Annotated in this window: 18 protein-coding genes and 1 other annotated feature; all 18 genes read left to right on the top strand. The window is 38.9% G+C overall.

Going from position 1 to position 17,533, the window contains the following annotated elements; all coding sequences use genetic code 11:
* Nucleotides 1-139: 139 nt before the first annotated feature.
* The gene (gene cymR, locus RCJ93_RS05485; RefSeq protein WP_066786159.1) at nucleotides 140-559 is read left to right on the top strand and encodes a cysteine metabolism transcriptional regulator CymR; all 420 of its coding nucleotides are present in this window, start codon (nucleotides 140-142) and stop codon (nucleotides 557-559) included.
* Nucleotides 560-709: 150 nt separating this feature from the next.
* A complete protein-coding gene (locus RCJ93_RS05480; protein WP_446738583.1) occupies nucleotides 710-1,852 on the top strand; it encodes a cysteine desulfurase family protein in 1,143 nt (380 codons plus the stop codon).
* A gap of 19 nt (nucleotides 1,853-1,871) precedes the next feature.
* Entirely contained in the window at nucleotides 1,872-2,993 is a 1,122-nt protein-coding gene (gene mnmA / locus RCJ93_RS05475) for a tRNA 2-thiouridine(34) synthase MnmA (protein WP_150284009.1), read from the top strand.
* Nucleotides 2,994-3,006: 13 nt separating this feature from the next.
* Complete coding sequence (locus RCJ93_RS05470) at nucleotides 3,007-3,666, top strand: tetratricopeptide repeat protein (RefSeq protein ID WP_446738582.1); 660 nt, start codon at nucleotides 3,007-3,009, stop codon at nucleotides 3,664-3,666.
* Nucleotides 3,667-3,686: 20 nt separating this feature from the next.
* A complete protein-coding gene (gene recD2, locus RCJ93_RS05465; protein ID WP_446738581.1) occupies nucleotides 3,687-6,143 on the top strand; it encodes an SF1B family DNA helicase RecD2 in 2,457 nt (818 codons plus the stop codon).
* A gap of 67 nt (nucleotides 6,144-6,210) precedes the next feature.
* Nucleotides 6,211-6,416 (top strand) — a binding site (T-box leader).
* Between the two features lie 43 nt (nucleotides 6,417-6,459).
* The gene (gene alaS / locus RCJ93_RS05460; protein WP_446738580.1) at nucleotides 6,460-9,123 is read left to right on the top strand and encodes an alanine--tRNA ligase; all 2,664 of its coding nucleotides are present in this window, start codon (nucleotides 6,460-6,462) and stop codon (nucleotides 9,121-9,123) included.
* 73 nt (nucleotides 9,124-9,196) lie between these two features.
* Nucleotides 9,197-9,463: an IreB family regulatory phosphoprotein gene (locus tag RCJ93_RS05455; protein ID WP_147193895.1), complete on the top strand. Its 267-nt coding sequence runs from the start codon at nucleotides 9,197-9,199 to the stop codon at nucleotides 9,461-9,463.
* 2 nt (nucleotides 9,464-9,465) lie between these two features.
* Entirely contained in the window at nucleotides 9,466-9,885 is a 420-nt protein-coding gene (gene ruvX, locus RCJ93_RS05450) for a Holliday junction resolvase RuvX (protein ID WP_446738579.1), read from the top strand.
* Nucleotides 9,886-9,894: 9 nt separating this feature from the next.
* The gene (locus tag RCJ93_RS05445; protein ID WP_066786183.1) at nucleotides 9,895-10,182 is read left to right on the top strand and encodes a DUF1292 domain-containing protein; all 288 of its coding nucleotides are present in this window, start codon (nucleotides 9,895-9,897) and stop codon (nucleotides 10,180-10,182) included.
* A 124-nt stretch (nucleotides 10,183-10,306) separates the two neighbouring features.
* The gene (locus tag RCJ93_RS05440; protein ID WP_066786187.1) at nucleotides 10,307-10,600 is read left to right on the top strand and encodes a DUF1292 domain-containing protein; all 294 of its coding nucleotides are present in this window, start codon (nucleotides 10,307-10,309) and stop codon (nucleotides 10,598-10,600) included.
* Between the two features lie 78 nt (nucleotides 10,601-10,678).
* Entirely contained in the window at nucleotides 10,679-11,794 is a 1,116-nt protein-coding gene (gene mltG, locus RCJ93_RS05435; RefSeq protein WP_066786192.1) for an endolytic transglycosylase MltG, read from the top strand.
* A 135-nt stretch (nucleotides 11,795-11,929) separates the two neighbouring features.
* The gene (locus RCJ93_RS05430) at nucleotides 11,930-12,562 is read left to right on the top strand and encodes an O-methyltransferase (RefSeq protein WP_066786194.1); all 633 of its coding nucleotides are present in this window, start codon (nucleotides 11,930-11,932) and stop codon (nucleotides 12,560-12,562) included.
* 5 nt (nucleotides 12,563-12,567) lie between these two features.
* On the top strand, nucleotides 12,568-13,497 hold the full coding sequence (locus tag RCJ93_RS05425; protein ID WP_150284013.1) for a peptidase U32 family protein: 930 nt from the start codon (nucleotides 12,568-12,570) through the stop codon (nucleotides 13,495-13,497).
* Nucleotides 13,498-13,514: 17 nt separating this feature from the next.
* Nucleotides 13,515-14,789 carry a peptidase U32 family protein gene (locus RCJ93_RS05420; protein ID WP_066786200.1) on the top strand — a complete coding sequence of 425 codons (1,275 nt, stop codon included), beginning with the start codon at nucleotides 13,515-13,517 and terminating at the stop codon, nucleotides 14,787-14,789.
* The gene (gene udk / locus RCJ93_RS05415) at nucleotides 14,790-15,428 is read left to right on the top strand and encodes a uridine kinase (RefSeq protein ID WP_147193886.1); all 639 of its coding nucleotides are present in this window, start codon (nucleotides 14,790-14,792) and stop codon (nucleotides 15,426-15,428) included.
* Between the two features lie 115 nt (nucleotides 15,429-15,543).
* The gene (gene greA, locus RCJ93_RS05410) at nucleotides 15,544-16,020 is read left to right on the top strand and encodes a transcription elongation factor GreA (RefSeq protein ID WP_066786206.1); all 477 of its coding nucleotides are present in this window, start codon (nucleotides 15,544-15,546) and stop codon (nucleotides 16,018-16,020) included.
* Between the two features lie 206 nt (nucleotides 16,021-16,226).
* Nucleotides 16,227-16,439 carry a hypothetical protein gene (locus RCJ93_RS05405; RefSeq protein ID WP_150284014.1) on the top strand — a complete coding sequence of 71 codons (213 nt, stop codon included), beginning with the start codon at nucleotides 16,227-16,229 and terminating at the stop codon, nucleotides 16,437-16,439.
* Nucleotides 16,440-16,603: 164 nt separating this feature from the next.
* A complete protein-coding gene (locus tag RCJ93_RS05400; RefSeq protein WP_446738578.1) occupies nucleotides 16,604-17,410 on the top strand; it encodes a DUF1510 family protein in 807 nt (268 codons plus the stop codon).
* The last annotated feature ends 123 nt before the right edge of the window (nucleotides 17,411-17,533 follow it).

The following is a 17,533-nucleotide window of genomic DNA, read 5'->3' as shown; positions in this document are numbered from 1 at the left end:
TGTCACTACTGATTAATTCCTCTTCAGTATTAACATATAAAAGCAAAATGTGCATGTTCATAAATCATACCCGAGTAGAATGAAGGGAAATATGCTATACTTGTGCATAGACAAATTCGCTAAATATAGAGGTGTATAAATGAAAATATCAACAAAAGGGCGATATGGGCTAACCATTATGATCGAACTTGCCAAACAATATGGACAAGGGCCCATTCCTCTTAGGCAAATCGCATCCCAGAATAATTTATCGGAAGCATACTTAGAACAACTAGTTTCACCACTAAGAAATTCGGGTCTCGTTAAGAGTGTTCGAGGTGCATATGGAGGATATATGCTTTCCAAGCCTCCTCATTTGATTTCTTCGGCAGATGTAATTAAAGTGTTAGAAGGCCCAATTCAACCTGTTGAAGGAATTGAGGAAGAAGCTCCCGCTCAAAGACAGTTATGGCTTCGTGTACGTGACGCTGTCAAAGAGGTTTTAGAGAAAACGAGCCTAGAAGATTTAGCTTCTTATACAGAAGAGCCAGATGATAAAGGATATATGTTTTATATATAAGCAGCATCTATTCAGGGAGTACCAATGGAATTAGGTTCTGCGATGGTATTGACGGCAGTTACCCCCTCTAACTGTTTGTTTTTTAGCTCAATTTTGTACGGGGAAATCTATCTTACTGCCCGTTAATCCGGTTTAGAAGGAGTTTTAAAGATGAAAGAAATTTACCTTGACCATGCGGCTACAACACCCATGCATCCACAAGTGATTTCCAAAATGGTAGAAAGTATGGAATCAGTTTACGGCAATCCATCTAGCATTCATAGAATTGGCCGCTTTGCTAGAAAGCACTTGGATGACGCTCGACATACTTTAGCTAAAAGCATTGGGGCGAAAGACCAGGAGGTTATAGTGACAGGCGGCGGCAGTGAAGCAGACAATTTGGCTATTACAGGAACAGCTTATGCGAAACAGAATAAAGGCCGCCATATTATCACAACTGTAGTAGAACATCATGCAGTTCTTCATACATGTCAACAACTGGAGAAAGAAGGATATGAGGTAACTTATTTGCCAGTTGATGAAACGGGTCGTGTTTCTCTTGAAGACGTCAAAAAGGCCTTACGCGATGATACTATCTTAGTAACGATTATGTTTGGGAATAATGAAGTCGGTACTATACAGCCTATTAAAGAAATCGGCGAGTTGTTGAAAGAGCATAGTGCAACATTCCATACTGATGCGGTACAGGCGTTTGGCATTCTACCGATTGATGTCAATGATTTGCACGTTGATTTGCTCTCAGTATCTTCCCACAAATTGAACGGTCCAAAAGGCATTGGATTCTTATATCAACGCGATCAAACAAAGCTAAAGCCACTAATCTATGGTGGAGAACAAGAGCGTAAGCGCAGAGCAGGAACGGAAAATGTTCCAGCGGTTGTTGGGTTTGCTGAAGCTGTAGCCATTGCGCAAAGCAATTTTGAAGAGAAACAACAAGCATACAAAGAATTCCACCAACACTTCTTAAAGAAATTAGATCAGGCGGAAATCGATTATCATATAAACGGAAATGAGCAATACTGCTTGCCACATGTTATGAATATTAGCTTTAAAAATATGGATGTCGAATCATTCTTAGTCAATTTGGATATGGCAGGTATTGCAGCATCTAGTGGCTCTGCTTGCACGGCCGGTTCCATAGATCCATCGCATGTACTTGTTGCAATGTATGGAAGCGAAGCAGATGAGCTTAGGAATTCGATTCGTTATAGCTTCGGCTATGGATTAGAGCTAGAAGATATTGACATAGCGGCAGAACGGACCATTGAGATCGTAAAACGATTAGCGAAATAATAGAAAAAAGGTGAACAATATGAATACAACGAAAGACCCCTCACAAACCCGAGTTGTGGTTGGTATGTCTGGAGGAGTCGATTCTTCCGTAGCAGCTTATCTACTGAAAAAACAAGGGTATGATGTTATCGGTATTTTCATGAAAAACTGGGATGATACCGATGATTCAGGCGTATGTACTGCGACTGAAGACTATGAAGATGTTATTAAAGTATGTAATCAAATCGGTATCCCATATTATGCAGTCAATTTTGAACAACAATATTGGGACAAAGTATTTACGTACTTTTTAGAAGAATACAAAGCAGGACGTACACCGAATCCTGATGTGATGTGCAATAAAGAAATTAAATTTAAAGCATTCTTAGAACACGCATTAAAGCTAGGTGCGGATTATTTAGCAACAGGCCATTATGCACGCGTTGAAGTACGCGATGACGAAACAAGAATGCTTCGTGGCATTGATCAAAATAAAGATCAAACTTACTTCTTAAACCAGCTTTCACAAGAACAACTTTCAAGAGTTATGTTCCCGATTGGTGAACTTGAAAAACCACGCGTTAGAGAAATCGCTGAAGAAGCAGGCCTTGCAACGGCTAAGAAAAAAGATTCAACTGGTATTTGCTTTATTGGAGAACGAAACTTTAAAGAATTCCTAGGTCAATATTTACCTGCACAACCTGGTAATATGGAAACATTCGATGGCACTGTAATAGGCAAGCATGACGGCCTTATGTATTATACAATCGGCCAACGTCACGGCCTTGGGATTGGTGGAGACGGCGATCCTTGGTTTGTTCTGGGGAAAGATTTAAAACGCAACGTATTATTAGTGGGACAAGGCTTCCACAATGATAAGCTTTATTCCACAAGCTTAAAAGCTGTAAAAACAGGCTTCACGACGCATCGTGATATGCCGAAAACATTCCAAGCGACCGCTAAATTCCGCTATCGCCAACAAGATGTGCCGGTGACAGTTGAAATCACTGGTGATGATGAATGGTACGTAACATTCAACGAACCAACACGTGCTATCACTCCTGGCCAATCTGTTGTACTTTATGATGGTGATGAATGTTTAGGTGGCGCTACAATAGACGAAGTATTTAAAGACAGTAAAAAACTAACGTATGTAGGGTAATAGAGGTGAAAAAATGGATTTAAATGAGATAGGTATTAAAGCCATCCAAGAAAAACGGTATGAAGATGCCGCAAAAGCCTTTACAGAAGCTATAGAAGAGAATCCAAATGAAACAATTGGCTATATTAACTTTGGGAATTTGCTCGCATCGCTTGATGATATCGAGCGAGCAGAGCGATTTTTCCAAAAAGCTATTTCATTGGATGAATCTGCGGCAACTGCTTATTATGGCCTTGCAAACCTTTACTATAATTCAGAACGTTATACAGAAGCAGCAAAACTTTATGAACGTTCTATCCGCCATGGTATTAAAGGAGCAGACGCTTATTTTATGCTTGGCAAAAGCTTTGAACATATCGACGAGCCGAAACTCGGATTGCCTTATATGCAAAGAGCTGCAGAACTAGCACCGGAAGATTTACAGATCAGGCTTTCTTATGGCATTATGTTAGCTACTTTGGAGCTTTTTAATGAGGCAGAAAAAGAACTGAAGTATGTAATCGATACAGATTGGAACAATGCCGATGCCCATTATAATCTGGGTGTCCTGTATGCTGTTTCTACCGATAAAATAGAAGATGCACAGTATCATTTAAAGCAAGCTTTTACTTTGCAGCCAGAGTTTGATCAAGCACGTTACATTCATGACATGCTTGCGATGAAAAAAGATTAAAAAGAAAGGTGGTGGCAGCGTTGGCTGAAAATCTATCTTTATTTTCCGATGAACCACTTTTTATTGTCGGCCGGCCTGTCGTCACAATATTTCATAATGCACAAAACTTATTCTCAATTATTAAATTGAAAATCCAAGAAACAAATACGGATTATAAAGAAAAAGAGATTATTGTCGCAGGCTATTTTCCTGCTGTCTCAGAAGAAGCGTTATACCGTTATACAGGGCAGCTGAAACAGCATCCTAAATATGGGCTGCAGTTTCAAGCTGCCACTTTTGAAAAAGAGATTCCAGCAACTGAAACAGGTGTCGTGCAATATTTATCTAGCGATTTATTTCCGGGGATAGGCCACCGTACAGCTGAAACGATTGTTCAACAGCTAGGTGCAGATGCTATTAAAACCATCATTGAAAATCCTGATGTGTTGGATGACGTTCCACGCTTAACAGAAGATAAAAAACAAACACTGCGCTCTGTACTTGAGCAAAATTTAGGGCTTGACCGCATTATGATTCAATTGAACGAATGGGGATTTGGTGCTCAAATTGCTGTGAAGATTTATCAAATGTATGAAGGTGAGACACTACAAGTACTACAAAAAAATCCGTACCGCCTCATTGAAGATATTGAGGGGATCGGTTTTCAGCGAGCGGATGAACTGGGCGCTAGGCTACAAATCACCGGCAACCATCCCGACCGCATCAAGGCCTCTATACTTCACTTGTTAAACACTGCCTCGTTATCAGAAGGGCATGTTTTTTTAGATGCAAGAGAAATTTTGCCTGCTTCCAAGGCGATGCTTGAATCGAGTCAGTCATGCACGATTGAATACGATGATATTTCCCAAGCAATAATTGAACTAGGCGAGAATGGTAAAGTATGCGGTGAAGAAACAAGAGTTTATTTGCCGTCTCTTTATTATTCTGAAATAGGAATTGCTTCGAAGATTACAGAGCTAGCTCAAAAAAATGAAGAGCAATCATCTTTTCCTTCTTCTGAGATAAGAAAAGTAATCGGTGAAGCAGAAGAGCGCTTTGGTGTTACATATGCTGATACACAAGTAAAGGCAATTGAAACGGCTATTAATTCAGCTGTAATGATTTTAACGGGGGGCCCCGGAACGGGGAAAACAACAGTTGTCAGGGGAATAGTGGATGTCTATGCAGAACTTCATGGGCTCTCGCTAAACCCTAAAGATTATGCAGAGAAAGAAGAGGCCTTTCCAATCGTTCTAGCGGCTCCTACAGGTAGAGCTGCCAAGCGCTTAAGCGAATCAACGGAACTGCCTGCAATGACTATTCATCGCTTGTTAGGTTTCACGGGTCAAGAAAAGGAAGAAGATGTGGAGCGAGAAGTAATGGGGCGGCTTATTATAGTCGATGAAATGTCAATGGTTGATACATGGCTCGCACATCAACTTTTGAGGGCATTGAATGATGACTGCCAAGTAATATTTGTAGGCGACCAAGACCAACTTCCGCCGGTAGGTCCAGGACAGGTTTTAAAGGATCTGCTTGCCTCAAAAGCCATTCCAACAGTGGAGTTAACAGATGTTTATAGGCAATCAGAAGGGTCATCAATAATTCAGTTGGCACATGAAATGAAACGTGGTACTGTCCCTCAAGACTTGATGGTGAAAACAAGTGACCGTTCATTTATACGTGCAACCCAAGATCAAATTGCAGACGTTGTAGGGCAAGTGGTCAAGAGTGCTATTAATAAAGGTTTTTCTATTCATGACGTCCAAGTGCTCGCACCAATGTATCGTGGCAATGCGGGCATTGATGCAATGAACAAAATGCTACAAGAATTACTAAACCCTAAAAAATCCCAAAAGACAAAAGAGATTGCTTTTGGTGATACGATTTACCGGATTGGCGATAAAGTGCTACAACTTGTTAATCAGCCAAATAACAATGTGTTTAATGGCGATATGGGTGAAGTCATTTCAATTGTGAAGGCAAAAGAAACGATTGAAAAAACGGATTTAATGGTTGTATCGTTTGATGGCATTGAAGTAACGTATCAAAAAAGTGATCTAAATCAGGTAACGCTTGCGTATTGCTGCTCCATTCACAAATCCCAAGGAAGCGAGTTTCCGATGGTTATAATGCCAATAGTCCGAGGTTATTCCAAAATGCTTCGGAAAAATTTGCTATATACAGGTATTACAAGGGCTAAAAATTTTCTTATTCTATGTGGCGAGCCAGACACATTTGTGTATGGTTTTCAAAAAACAGATGATATGAAACGCCATACCTCACTTGTAGAGCGTTTATCATTGGATGAGACAACTGAAATCAAATCGCTAGAAGAAAAGAATGATACCAAAACGGAATCAACTGAGAAAGAAGCAATACAATCAGTAGAGGACAAGATACCTGTTGCTTTAACGCTAGATAATTATTCAGGCATTCATCCAATGATTGGAATGGCGGGCATTAGCCCTTATGATTTTATGAATAATGAGAATTGACAGAAGTAAAAGCATTTCTTAAAATAAGTAAGAGTTATCCTATTTAAACAAGATTGATCTCTAATACTGCAATACGTTGAAGGAAAAAAGTACTTGTTGGTCCGTGTACAGAAAGAGGTTCCTAGGCTGTGAGAACCTTCACTACCCAATTTGGAAAAGCTATTCCTGAGTGTAGCCAAAAACTACCGTGTGCCGCGTTAAGGTAATTAAGTGATAATAGCAAAAGCTATTATAATTAGGGTGGTACCGCGAATAGAAACCTTCGTCCCTGTTACAGTGGATGGGGGTTTTTTTATATATAAAAGGAGGAAAATTAATGAAAACATCAGCAGAAATTCGTCGCAAGTTTATCGAATTCTTCGAAGAGAAAAAACACAAACAAGAACCTAGTATGCCGCTTGTGCCAATCAATGACGCGTCATTACTATGGATCAATTCCGGAGTAGCAACGTTGAAAAAATATTTTGATGGCTCAGTGATCCCCGAAAATCCATGTATTACAAATGCACAAAAAGCAATACGTACGAATGATATTGAGAATGTCGGCAAAACAGCTCGCCACCATACATTCTTTGAAATGCTTGGGAACTTCTCTATTGGTGATTACTTTAAAAAAGAAGCTATCCACTATGCGTGGGAGTTCTTAACAGATCCAAAATGGATGGGCTTTGAAGGTGAAAAATTGTCCATTACCATACATCCGGAAGATAATGAGGCCTATACGATTTGGAAAGACGAAGTTGGTATTCCAGAAGAACGCCTAATTCGTTTGGAAGGGAACTTCTGGGATATTGGAGAAGGTCCTAGTGGCCCTAACTCAGAAATTTTCTACGATCGCGGAGAGAAATACGGCAACGACCTAAAAGATCCAGAATTATATCCGGGCGGTGAAAATGAGCGCTATCTAGAAATATGGAATCTTGTTTTTTCTCAATTTAATCATAATCCAGATGGCACATATACACCTCTGCCAAAACAAAACATTGATACAGGTATGGGCCTAGAACGTATGGCTTCAGTTGTTCAAGATGTGCCAACTAACTTTGATACAGATTTGTTTATGCCAATTATCGAGAAAATTGAAGAATTTGCAAATCGTAAATACAAACGCCCAAATGAAATCGATTTAAATGAAATCTTTGGCAGCGAGGAAGATATAAACACGCCATTCAAGGTCATTGCAGACCACATCCGGACAGTGGCATTTGCAATTGGTGATGGAGCATTACCTTCAAATGAAGGTCGTGGTTATGTGCTTCGCCGTTTACTTCGCCGTGCCGTACGATATGCAAAACAAATAGGTATCGAAAAACCATTCATGTACCAACTTGTACCAACAGTTGGTGAGATCATGGCTGACTTCTATCCAGAAGTGAAAGAAAAAGCGGAATTTATCGCTCGCGTTATTAAGAACGAAGAAGAAAGATTCCATGAGACATTACATGACGGCCTTTCTATCTTCAATGAAGTGGTAGAAGCCCAAAAAGCGAACGGACAAACAAGCATTCCTGGAGTAGATGCATTCCGTTTATATGATACCTACGGCTTCCCAGTCGAATTGACAGAGGAATATGCAGAAGAAGTAGGCATGACAGTGGATGTTGAAGGTTTCGAAGCGGAAATGGAAGTTCAACGTGAACGTGCTCGTAATGCGCGTCAAGATGTCGATTCTATGCATGTTCAATCAGAAGTACTTGCAAACCTAACAGAGGCAAGCACATTTGTGGGTTATGAAACTCTTGAGACAAACACAACAATTGCGGCAATGGTAGTAAATGGACAAATCGAAAAAACAGCTTCAGAGGGTGATGAAGCACTAATTATTCTTGCTGAAACACCTTTCTATGCTGAAATGGGTGGGCAAATCGCTGACCATGGTTCAATTAGCAACGATTCATTCAAAGCATTTGTAAAAGATGTACAAAAAGCGCCAAATGGCCAAGCATTGCACACAGTTATTGTTGAATCTGGCGAAATGCATGTAGGTGAAGATGTATTTGCACAAGTTGATCGCACAGAACGTAACTTGACTGTGAAGAACCATACAGCAACACATCTATTGCAACGCGCACTAAAAGATGTGTTAGGCGATCATGTAAGCCAAGCTGGTTCATATGTAGGACCAGACCGCCTTCGTTTTGACTTCTCACACTTTGGTGCTGTTACTAAAGAAGAGTTAGAAAAAATAGAGCAGATCGTTAACGAAAAAATCTGGGATGACATCGCAGTAGTAATTGAGGAGATGCCAATTGCGGATGCAAAAGAAATTGGTGCAATGGCTTTATTTGGTGAAAAATACGGTGATGTGGTGCGTGTAGTACAAGTGTCCGATTATTCTATTGAACTATGCGGTGGTATCCATGTTAAACGTTCTTCAGAAATTGGATTCTTTAAAATCATGTCAGAAGGCGGTATTGGTGCAGGCACACGACGTATTGAAGCTGTAACAGGCAAAGCTGCGTATCAAGCAACGAAAGAAGAACAGCATGTTTTAGAACAAGCAGCTAGTTTGCTGAAAGCAAATCCGAAAGACTTAGTCGCACGTGTAGAAAGCCTTCAACAAGAGTTGAAAGAGCAACAACGCGAGAATGCATCATTATCTGCCAAAATAGCAGGTGCACAAGCTTCAACTATCTTATCATCAGCACAGAAAATCGGCGATGTAACGGTGCTGGCAACAAAAGTTGAAGCAAAAGACAACAATCAATTACGCCAACTAATGGATGATTTGAAAGCTAAAATGGACCAAAGTGTCATTGTTTTAGGCGCAGCATCTGAAGGCAAAGTTATGCTGATTGCCGGGGTAACAAAAGATCTAGCAAACGGAAACTATCACGCAGGCAAGATTGTGAAAGAAGTTGCAGAGATTTGCGGAGGCAAAGGCGGAGGCCGTCCTGATATGGCTATGGCGGGTGCAAAAGATGCTTCTAAATTGGAAGAAGCGTTGGATTCCGTGTATAATTATGTAAAATCTATTTAAAAGGTTTGTTGAATAGGGTATACTAACATAGATACAAGACGTTATTCTACTATTTTAAAGTGAGGTGCCCTGCATGAGTAAGTTTGATCAGACGATGAAATTTAATTTCCCTGAAGAATCGATGGAACAAGAAGTTAGAGAAACCATGCAACGAGTACATGCAGCACTAGAAGAAAAAGGATACAATCCTATCAATCAAATCGTTGGTTATCTATTATCAGGAGATCCTGCTTATATCCCTCGCCATCAGGATGCACGGAACAAAATTCGTAAACTTGAACGTGACGAAATTTTAGAAGAGTTGGTTAAGTTCTATATTAAAAAGAATAACGAGGCATAATGATGAGAATAATGGGTTTAGATGTTGGCTCCAAAACGATTGGCGTAGCAATTAGCGATGCGCTAGGTTGGACAGCCCAAGGTATCGAAACGGTAAGAATCGATGAGGAAAATAATGAATTCGGCATTGAAAGAATCCAAGAACTGGTGAATGAGTATGGCATTGCTGAATTCGTTGTAGGTTTCCCCAAAAATATGAACAATACCGTTGGACCAAGGGGCGAGGCATCACAGGCCTATGCAAAGCTTTTAGAAGATACATTTTCTAAGCCAGTAACGCTTTGGGACGAGAGATTGACAACAATGGCTGCGGAACGTTTGCTAATCGAAGCGGATGTACGTCGCAAAAATCGAAAAAAAGTCATTGATAAAATGGCGGCGGTTATGATTCTTCAAGGATACTTAGATCGAAAACAGTTATGAGGTGGAATTATGGAAGAATTTGAAGAAAGACATATTACAGTTGTAGATGATGAAGGCAATGAGCAACTTTGCGAAGTGCTTCATACATTTGATTCCGAACAATTCGGCAAATCATATGTACTTTACTCTATTATGGGTTCAGAAGACGAAGATGGCACAGTTGAGATCTTCGCTTCCTCTTATGAACCATCTGATAATGGAACAGATGGTGAACTTACTCCAATCGAAACAGATGAAGAGTGGGATTATATCGAATCTGTTATTGAAGAGTTGGATGAGGATATTGAACAAGGATAATTGCAGAGAGTTGGCAGTTTAGTTTAAAATAAATGTTCAGCAATATGTATTTATCCATTATAAAAGCAATACTTAAGATGCTGCTGTAGTAGACAGCACAAAATATATAGAAGAGGTGACCTAAATGGCACATGAACACGAACATGATCACGAGCACATCGTGGCAGTAGATGAATTCGGTAACGAACAAGTATACGCGGTACTTTATACATTCGACTCTGAGGATTTCGACCGCTCCTATGTACTTTATTATAAAGAAGGCGCTGCAGAAGGCGAAGAAGTTGAAATCTTTGCATCTGCTGTTGTCCCAGCTGAAGATGGTGAAGGCGGAGAACTTGTTCCTATTGAAACTGATGAAGAATGGGACATGGTGGAAGAAGTTTTAAACACTCTTGACGCTGAATTTGGCGAAGAGTAATTGTTTGCCTAAGCGGAATGAGCAACTAGCATTCCGCTTTTTTGTGCAGCAAACATCCGTTAAGGAGGAATTGCCTACGTGGAAAAGAAGAAAAACCAAGATCAGATCAATAAAATAAAAGAGCGTCAGTCTGAAAAAAGGGTTGTACGTAAAATTGTATTAGCTGCATCCGGAGTATTTATTGCACTTGCACTGGTTCTTGGGATAAGTATGTATTTTTATGTAAATAATGCGTTAAAGCCAGTAGATGAAAATGCAACTAAAACAGTCAAAGTTAATCTCCCGATCGGTTCATCGATTGATACTATTTCCGAAACCTTGGAGAATAAAAATATTATTAAAAATGCTAAAGTCTTCAAGTATTATACAAAGGTAAAAAATGAATCAGAATTTCAAGCAGGTACCTATAATCTGACGTCTTCTATGACGATCGATGAAATTATCAAAAGTCTGAAAACAGGGAAAGTGTACCGTACGCCAATCTTTACGATTACAATCCCAGAAGGATTAACTCTTGACCAAATTGCAGAAAAAGTTGAAAAAAGTACAAACTACTCGAAAAAAGAGTTTATGGATCTCGTGAATAGCAAGAAATTCATTAAACAAATGAAAAAAGCGTATCCACGCACCGTTACAAAAGCAATTGACCAAAAAGATATACGCTATCCGCTTGAAGGCTACCTTTACCCTTCGACATACCCGTATTTCGAAGAGAAGCCGACATTACAGGAAATCATAGAGCCAATGATTGCACAGACCAATGAGGTTATCACTAATTACTCTGGCCAATTGAAGCAAAAACATTTATCTGTTCATAAATTTTTGACATTTGCTTCCCTTTTGGAGAAAGAAGCAACAGCCAAAACAGACCGTGAAACGATTGCTAGTGTCTTTTATAATCGTTTAGAAAGCAAAATGCCACTTCAAACCGACCCTACTGTTCTTTATGCATTAGGAGAGCACAAATCCCGGGTCCTTTATAAAGATTTAGAAGTGAAAAATCCATACAATACGTATAAGATTAAGGGATTGCCACCAGGCCCTATTTCAAACGCAGGTAAGGAATCACTTGAAGCTGCAATAAATCCAGCAACGACAGAATACCTATACTTTGTGTCAGACAAAAACGGCAACAATCACTTCTCTAAAACGTATGATGAACATTTAGGTAAAGTTGAGAAATATATAAAGTAAACTAGGAAAAAGATGCTGAACCGATTTATTGAAATTAGGTTTGAATAACTAAGATAGGAGAAGAGCGGCTCTCGCTTTTCTTCTATTTTTGTGATAAGATAAAGTGTATTTTTGAAAAAATAAGGAGGGAATTGTATGGCTATTTCGGATGCATATACAATGTCCTTTATAAAACCACGAAATCCATTGCTTACTGAGATGGAACAATTCGCAAAAGAAAACTTTGTGCCTATTATGCAACTGCCAGCAATTGAACTATTGCTGCAAATGCTCCGAATCCAACAACCTAAAAGTATATTAGAAATTGGCACTGCAATTGGCTACTCTGCCATTCGTATGGCTGAGGCATTGCCCGAAACAAAAATAGTGTCAATTGAACGAGATGAAAATCGTGTACAGCAAGCTAAACATTTTCTTTCGAAATCTTCTGTTGCTGAGCAAGTGGAAATCATCACAGGCGATGCATTAGAAGTAGATATAGAAAATCATCACTCAGCATTTGATGCTATTTTTATCGATGCTGCAAAAGGACAATATCAAAAGTTCTTTGAAAAGTATAGTCCGCTTATAAAACAAGGCGGTATTATATATATCGATAATATGTATATGCACGGCCTTTCCGATCTAGAGCTTTCAGAGGTACCTAGGCGGAAAAGAACGATGATTCGTAATTTGCATCAATTTGCGGATTGGATGATAGAAAATGAAGATTACCAATCCACATTCTTCCCAGTTGGTGATGGATTATTGATTTGTATAAAGAGGTGACCATAATGACAAAACCTGAATTACTTGTAACTCCACAATCGCTTTCACATATTAAAGCGCTTATTGAAGCAGGTGCAGATGCCTTTTTAATAGGTGAACAGCAATTTGGTTTACGATTAGCAGGAGAATTTACTATTGAAGAAGTACGTGAAGCTACTGCAATCATTCACGATGCTGGAAAAAAAGTATACGTTGCGATGAATGCCATCTTCCATAATGATCGGGTGGATGCATTAGCACCTTATATGAAAGCATTAGCAGAAATAGGAGTGGATGGCATCGTCTTTGGCGATCCATCAGTTATCATTGCTAGACGCGAAGCAGACGTTAACATTCCATTACATTGGAACCCAGAAACAATTGCAACAAACTGGTTCCAAGCTAATTATTGGGGCAAACGCGGTGCAACAAGAGCTGTCCTTGCTCGTGAATTGAGCATGGATGAAATTGTTGAAATTAAAGAAAATGCCGAAATCGAAATCGAAGTCCAAGTGCACGGAATGACATGTATGTTCCAGTCGAAACGCCCACTGCTCGGCCATTACTTCATGTATGAAGGCAAAGCAATGGAAGTTGAAAAACGGAAAAACAATCGCAATATGTTCTTGCATGATCCAGAACGAAACAGCAAATATCCAATATACGAGGATTTAAACGGTACGCATATTTTCAGTCCGAATGATATGTGTATTATTGATGAATTAGACGAATTATTTGAAGCTGAAATCGACGTTTTCAAAATTGAGGGTGTTTTGCATACAGAAGAATATGTAGTCGCAGTAACAGAGTGTTACCGCAAAGCAATCGATGCATACACGGAATCTCCTGATGCATACTTCGATATAAAAGAAGAACTACTCGCAAAAATTGAAGAAATTCAACCAGAGTTGCGTCCATTGGATACAGGCTTCTTCTTCAAGGAAACTGTATACTAGGAAAGGAGATAAAGACCGTGACATTATTAAAAGACGATGCGATAAGCGAAATTCGTGATGGCAAAAGAGTCATCGTTAAAAAACCCGAATTGCTAGCACCTGCAGGCAACTTGGAAAAATTAAAAATTGCAGTCCACTATGGTGCAGACGCTGTATTTATCGGCGGCCAAGAATTTGGTCTTCGCTCAAACGCAGGAAATTTCTCAATTGATGAAATGCGCGAAGGCGTAGAGTTTGCTAATAAATATGGTGCCAGAATCTATGTGACAACGAATATTTTTGCTCACAATGATAATATGGATGGGCTTGATGAATATCTAAAAGCACTGGAAGGCGCAGGAGTAGCAGGTATTATTGTAGCGGATCCATTAATTATTGAAACATGTAAAATTGTTGCACCAAAATTAGAAATCCATTTAAGTACACAACAATCCCTTTCCAACTGGAAAGCTGTTCAGTATTGGAAAGAAGAAGGATTAGAGCGTGTCGTGTTAGCACGTGAAACAAGTGCGGAAGAGATCAAACTAATGAAAGAAAAAGTGGATATTGAAATTGAGTCATTTGTTCATGGCGCAATGTGTATTGCTTATTCTGGTCGTTGTGTTTTATCTAACCATATGACTGCGCGTGATTCTAATCGCGGGGGTTGTTGCCAATCATGTCGATGGGATTATGATTTATATGCAGTAGAAGATGGTGAAGAAAAGCCTTTATTTGAAGAAGGCAACGAAGCCTTTGCAATGAGCCCGAAAGATTTGAAGCTTATCGAATCTATTCCAAAGATTATTGACTTAGGCATCGATTCTTTAAAAGTGGAAGGCCGTATGAAATCAATTCACTATATAGCTACTGTAGTCAGTGTCTACCGTAAAGTAATCGACGCATATTGTGCAGATCCTGATAATTTCAAAATTAAACGTGAATGGCTTGAAGAGCTAGATAAATGTGCAAACCGTGAAACAGCTTCTTCTTTCTTTGAAGGACAACCTGGATATGAACAACAAATGTTCGGTGAACATGGCAAGCAAACGAAATTTGATTTTGTTGGCATGGTCTTAGATTACAATGAAGAAACACAAATGGTTACATTACAGCAACGCAATTACTTTAAACCTGGCGACGAAGTAGAGTTTTTCGGACCTGAAATTGAAAACTTTAAAGTTGTCATTGACGAAGTATGGGATGAAGATGGACAAGCACTTGATGCTGCTAGACATCCATTGCAAATCGTTCGTTTCAAATGTGCTGAGAAGCTGTATCCAATGAATATGATGCGCAAGGAGATGCGATAGATGGAAAAACAACGTCCAGTTGTGATTGGCATCGCTGGAGGTTCTGGGTCTGGCAAAACAAGTGTGACACATGCCATCCATGATGTATTTAAAGAACATTCAGTAGTAGTGATTGAGCAAGACTTTTATTATAAAGATCAAAGCCATTTGGAATTTGATCAACGACTAGAAACGAATTATGATCATCCGGATGCTTTTGATACGGATTTATTAATTAGTGATGTAAAGCGTTTATTAGAAAGAAAGTCCATTGAAAAACCAGTGTATGATTATGCACTACATACACGTTCAAAAGAAACCATTCATATTGATCCGCAAGATGTTATCATTCTTGAAGGAATTTTGGTACTTTTTGATCCGCGCTTGCGTGAATTGATGGACATTAAATTATTTGTGGATACGGATGCAGACTTGCGGATTATTCGCCGTATTTTACGCGATATCAATGAGCGTGGTCGTTCAATGGATTCTGTCATTGAGCAATATCTTTCTGTTGTTCGTCCGATGCATAATCAATTTATTGAGCCAACTAAGCGTTATGCAGATATTATTATTCCAGAAGGCGGCCAAAATGAAGTTGCAATTGATTTAATGGTTACAAAAATAAAAACAATTCTTGAAACAAATAGTATTGTGTAATATCATTGTAAATGATTAGTAAATATTCTTGTTAGAAACTATGTCGCATGCTTTAACGAGTAGCGACATAGTATTTTTATTAAGATGATGAAGAAGCAACCGAGGAGTGAATAAAATGGCAGCAGAAAAACAATACCCAATGACTGCAGCGGGTAAGCAAAAACTAGAAGAAGAATTAGAATTCTTAATTTCAACTAAACGTAAAGAAGTTGTTGAACGCATCAAAACAGCTCGTGGTTTTGGTGACTTATCGGAGAACTCCGAGTATGATGCTGCGAAGGACGAACAAGGCTTTGTAGAAGGCCGTATTTCGCTTTTGCAAACAATGATTCGTAATGCCATGATTATAGAAGAAGGCGCAAGTACATCTGATATCGTAACAATTGGCCGTACAGTAACATTCAAGGACCTAGAGGAAGACGACGAAGAAACTTACACAATCGTAGGTTCAGCAGAAGCAGATCCTTTCGAGGGTCGCATTTCAAATGATTCGCCAATCGCTAAAGCCCTACTTGGCAATAAAGTAGGAGACCGCGTAAAAGTCAATACACCTGGTGGAGACATGGATGTCGAGATTATTTCTATTAAATAAAAAGTAAATCCTTTTAAAGAAGACAATCGTTTGTATTGTCTTCTTTTTTTATTAAACGCAATTAAACGGAAATTATTGTATTCAACAAGTGAGGTTTTTGTTATAAATAGATTAAGTAAACGTATCGGTCATTATTAAATGGTTGAATGAGGAAAGAGTAAATAAATTATATTCTGAATTATTAAACGAAAGAAAGGGAGATTTAATTGAAAACATCTAAAAAGAAAAAGTTAATCGCGATTTTCGGTAGCGTTGGCATTTTAACTTTGGGTATATCACTCATGATCATCATTAAATATCAGTACCATACGAATCAATTAATTATAGCTGATTGTTTTGAAAACTACGGAAATGAAACGACAGTAACAATTAAAAAGCATGTTATTGGGTCTGCGGTTACTTGTAAAAGAAATGAATAAGACTTTAATCCTTATTTTATACGCTATAGGGCTACCTGGAATGCTTTTCATGTATACTCGCAAAGCTAGAAGCGTATTCTGTTTTTATGCTATGATAGACAAGAGTATTAAGAAACCAAACCAGATGATGCGCGTCATCATGTAAAGAAGTAAGGGGGAGACTTATGGCTGAAATTGGACGCCGATATAATCCGAATGGCAAAAAACCAAAAAACACAGATAAAAAGAAAATGGATAAAATATTGAATGTGTTAATTGGTGTTGTAGCTGCACTTATACTCGTTGTAGCTGGCTTCATTGTCATTGGCGGCTCGCATAACAAAGACACTAAAAGTGATAAAGTTGCCCAACAAACACCGCAAGAAAATGAATCCGAAAAAGATAATATAGTAGAAAAAGATTCAAAAGAGCTAGAAAAAGAGAAAGCAAAACAAGCGGAAGAGGCCAAGAAAGAAAAAGCAGACGCAGCTGAAGAAGAAAGTGATGCACAAGCGGAAGACGATAATTCGTCTAGTGAACAAGAAGAGACGGCTAGTGATGAAGATAATAATTCAGCATCAGATGAAACACAAGATAATGAAGAAAGTAAGAAAGACAGTGACCAATACAGTCATACGGCTAAAGTCGAAGAATCTAACGATCCAAACGTGAAAAAAGTTGTTACCGATTCAAAATGGAAGCCAACTAAAACAAAACAAAAAGAATCCAGCGATGTCCATAATTCAAGCTATACAAAAGGTTCACTTGATTGGAACGAAAAAATAAAAACGATTGCTCATACGACAGGCTTAGATGAAAATGATATGATTATATGGTATGTTAAGAACGGTGGTAGCCCGAATACGTCAATCGGGATTGTTTCTTCAAAAGACAAGACCAAGAACTATCGTGTTTCAATGGAGTGGATTTCTAATAAAGGTTGGAAACCAACTAAATTGGAAGTCTTAAAAACACATCAAGGCGCTTATTAAAATATGTGCGATGCCCCCAATAAGTGAGGCATCGCCATTCTTTATGTTGTAATATAATAAGCGTTATGTAGTATAAGTGACTATCTCCTAAGGGAAGATTACGGCCCAGTACGGAGTAGATTT

This window comes from Rummeliibacillus sp. BSL5, from assembly GCF_052928305.1.
Note: the sequence above shows the minus strand (reverse complement) of the source record. Positions and strands in the feature narration are given on the sequence as shown.

What these genes read in the sequence shown, in the direction of transcription:
- cymR (WP_066786159.1), top strand. Translation starts at nt 140, where the DNA reads ATGAAAATATCAACAAAAGGGCGATATGGGCTAACCATTATGATCGAA.
- RCJ93_RS05480 (WP_446738583.1), top strand. Translation starts at nt 710, where the DNA reads ATGAAAGAAATTTACCTTGACCATGCGGCTACAACACCCATGCATCCA.
- mnmA (WP_150284009.1), top strand. Translation starts at nt 1,872, where the DNA reads ATGAATACAACGAAAGACCCCTCACAAACCCGAGTTGTGGTTGGTATG.
- RCJ93_RS05470 (WP_446738582.1), top strand. Translation starts at nt 3,007, where the DNA reads ATGGATTTAAATGAGATAGGTATTAAAGCCATCCAAGAAAAACGGTAT.
- alaS (WP_446738580.1), top strand. Translation starts at nt 6,460, where the DNA reads ATGAAAACATCAGCAGAAATTCGTCGCAAGTTTATCGAATTCTTCGAA.
- RCJ93_RS05455 (WP_147193895.1), top strand. Translation starts at nt 9,197, where the DNA reads ATGAGTAAGTTTGATCAGACGATGAAATTTAATTTCCCTGAAGAATCG.
- ruvX (WP_446738579.1), top strand. Translation starts at nt 9,466, where the DNA reads ATGAGAATAATGGGTTTAGATGTTGGCTCCAAAACGATTGGCGTAGCA.
- RCJ93_RS05445 (WP_066786183.1), top strand. Translation starts at nt 9,895, where the DNA reads ATGGAAGAATTTGAAGAAAGACATATTACAGTTGTAGATGATGAAGGC.
- RCJ93_RS05440 (WP_066786187.1), top strand. Translation starts at nt 10,307, where the DNA reads ATGGCACATGAACACGAACATGATCACGAGCACATCGTGGCAGTAGAT.
- RCJ93_RS05430 (WP_066786194.1), top strand. Translation starts at nt 11,930, where the DNA reads ATGGCTATTTCGGATGCATATACAATGTCCTTTATAAAACCACGAAAT.
- RCJ93_RS05425 (WP_150284013.1), top strand. Translation starts at nt 12,568, where the DNA reads ATGACAAAACCTGAATTACTTGTAACTCCACAATCGCTTTCACATATT.
- udk (WP_147193886.1), top strand. Translation starts at nt 14,790, where the DNA reads ATGGAAAAACAACGTCCAGTTGTGATTGGCATCGCTGGAGGTTCTGGG.
- greA (WP_066786206.1), top strand. Translation starts at nt 15,544, where the DNA reads ATGGCAGCAGAAAAACAATACCCAATGACTGCAGCGGGTAAGCAAAAA.
- RCJ93_RS05400 (WP_446738578.1), top strand. Translation starts at nt 16,604, where the DNA reads ATGGCTGAAATTGGACGCCGATATAATCCGAATGGCAAAAAACCAAAA.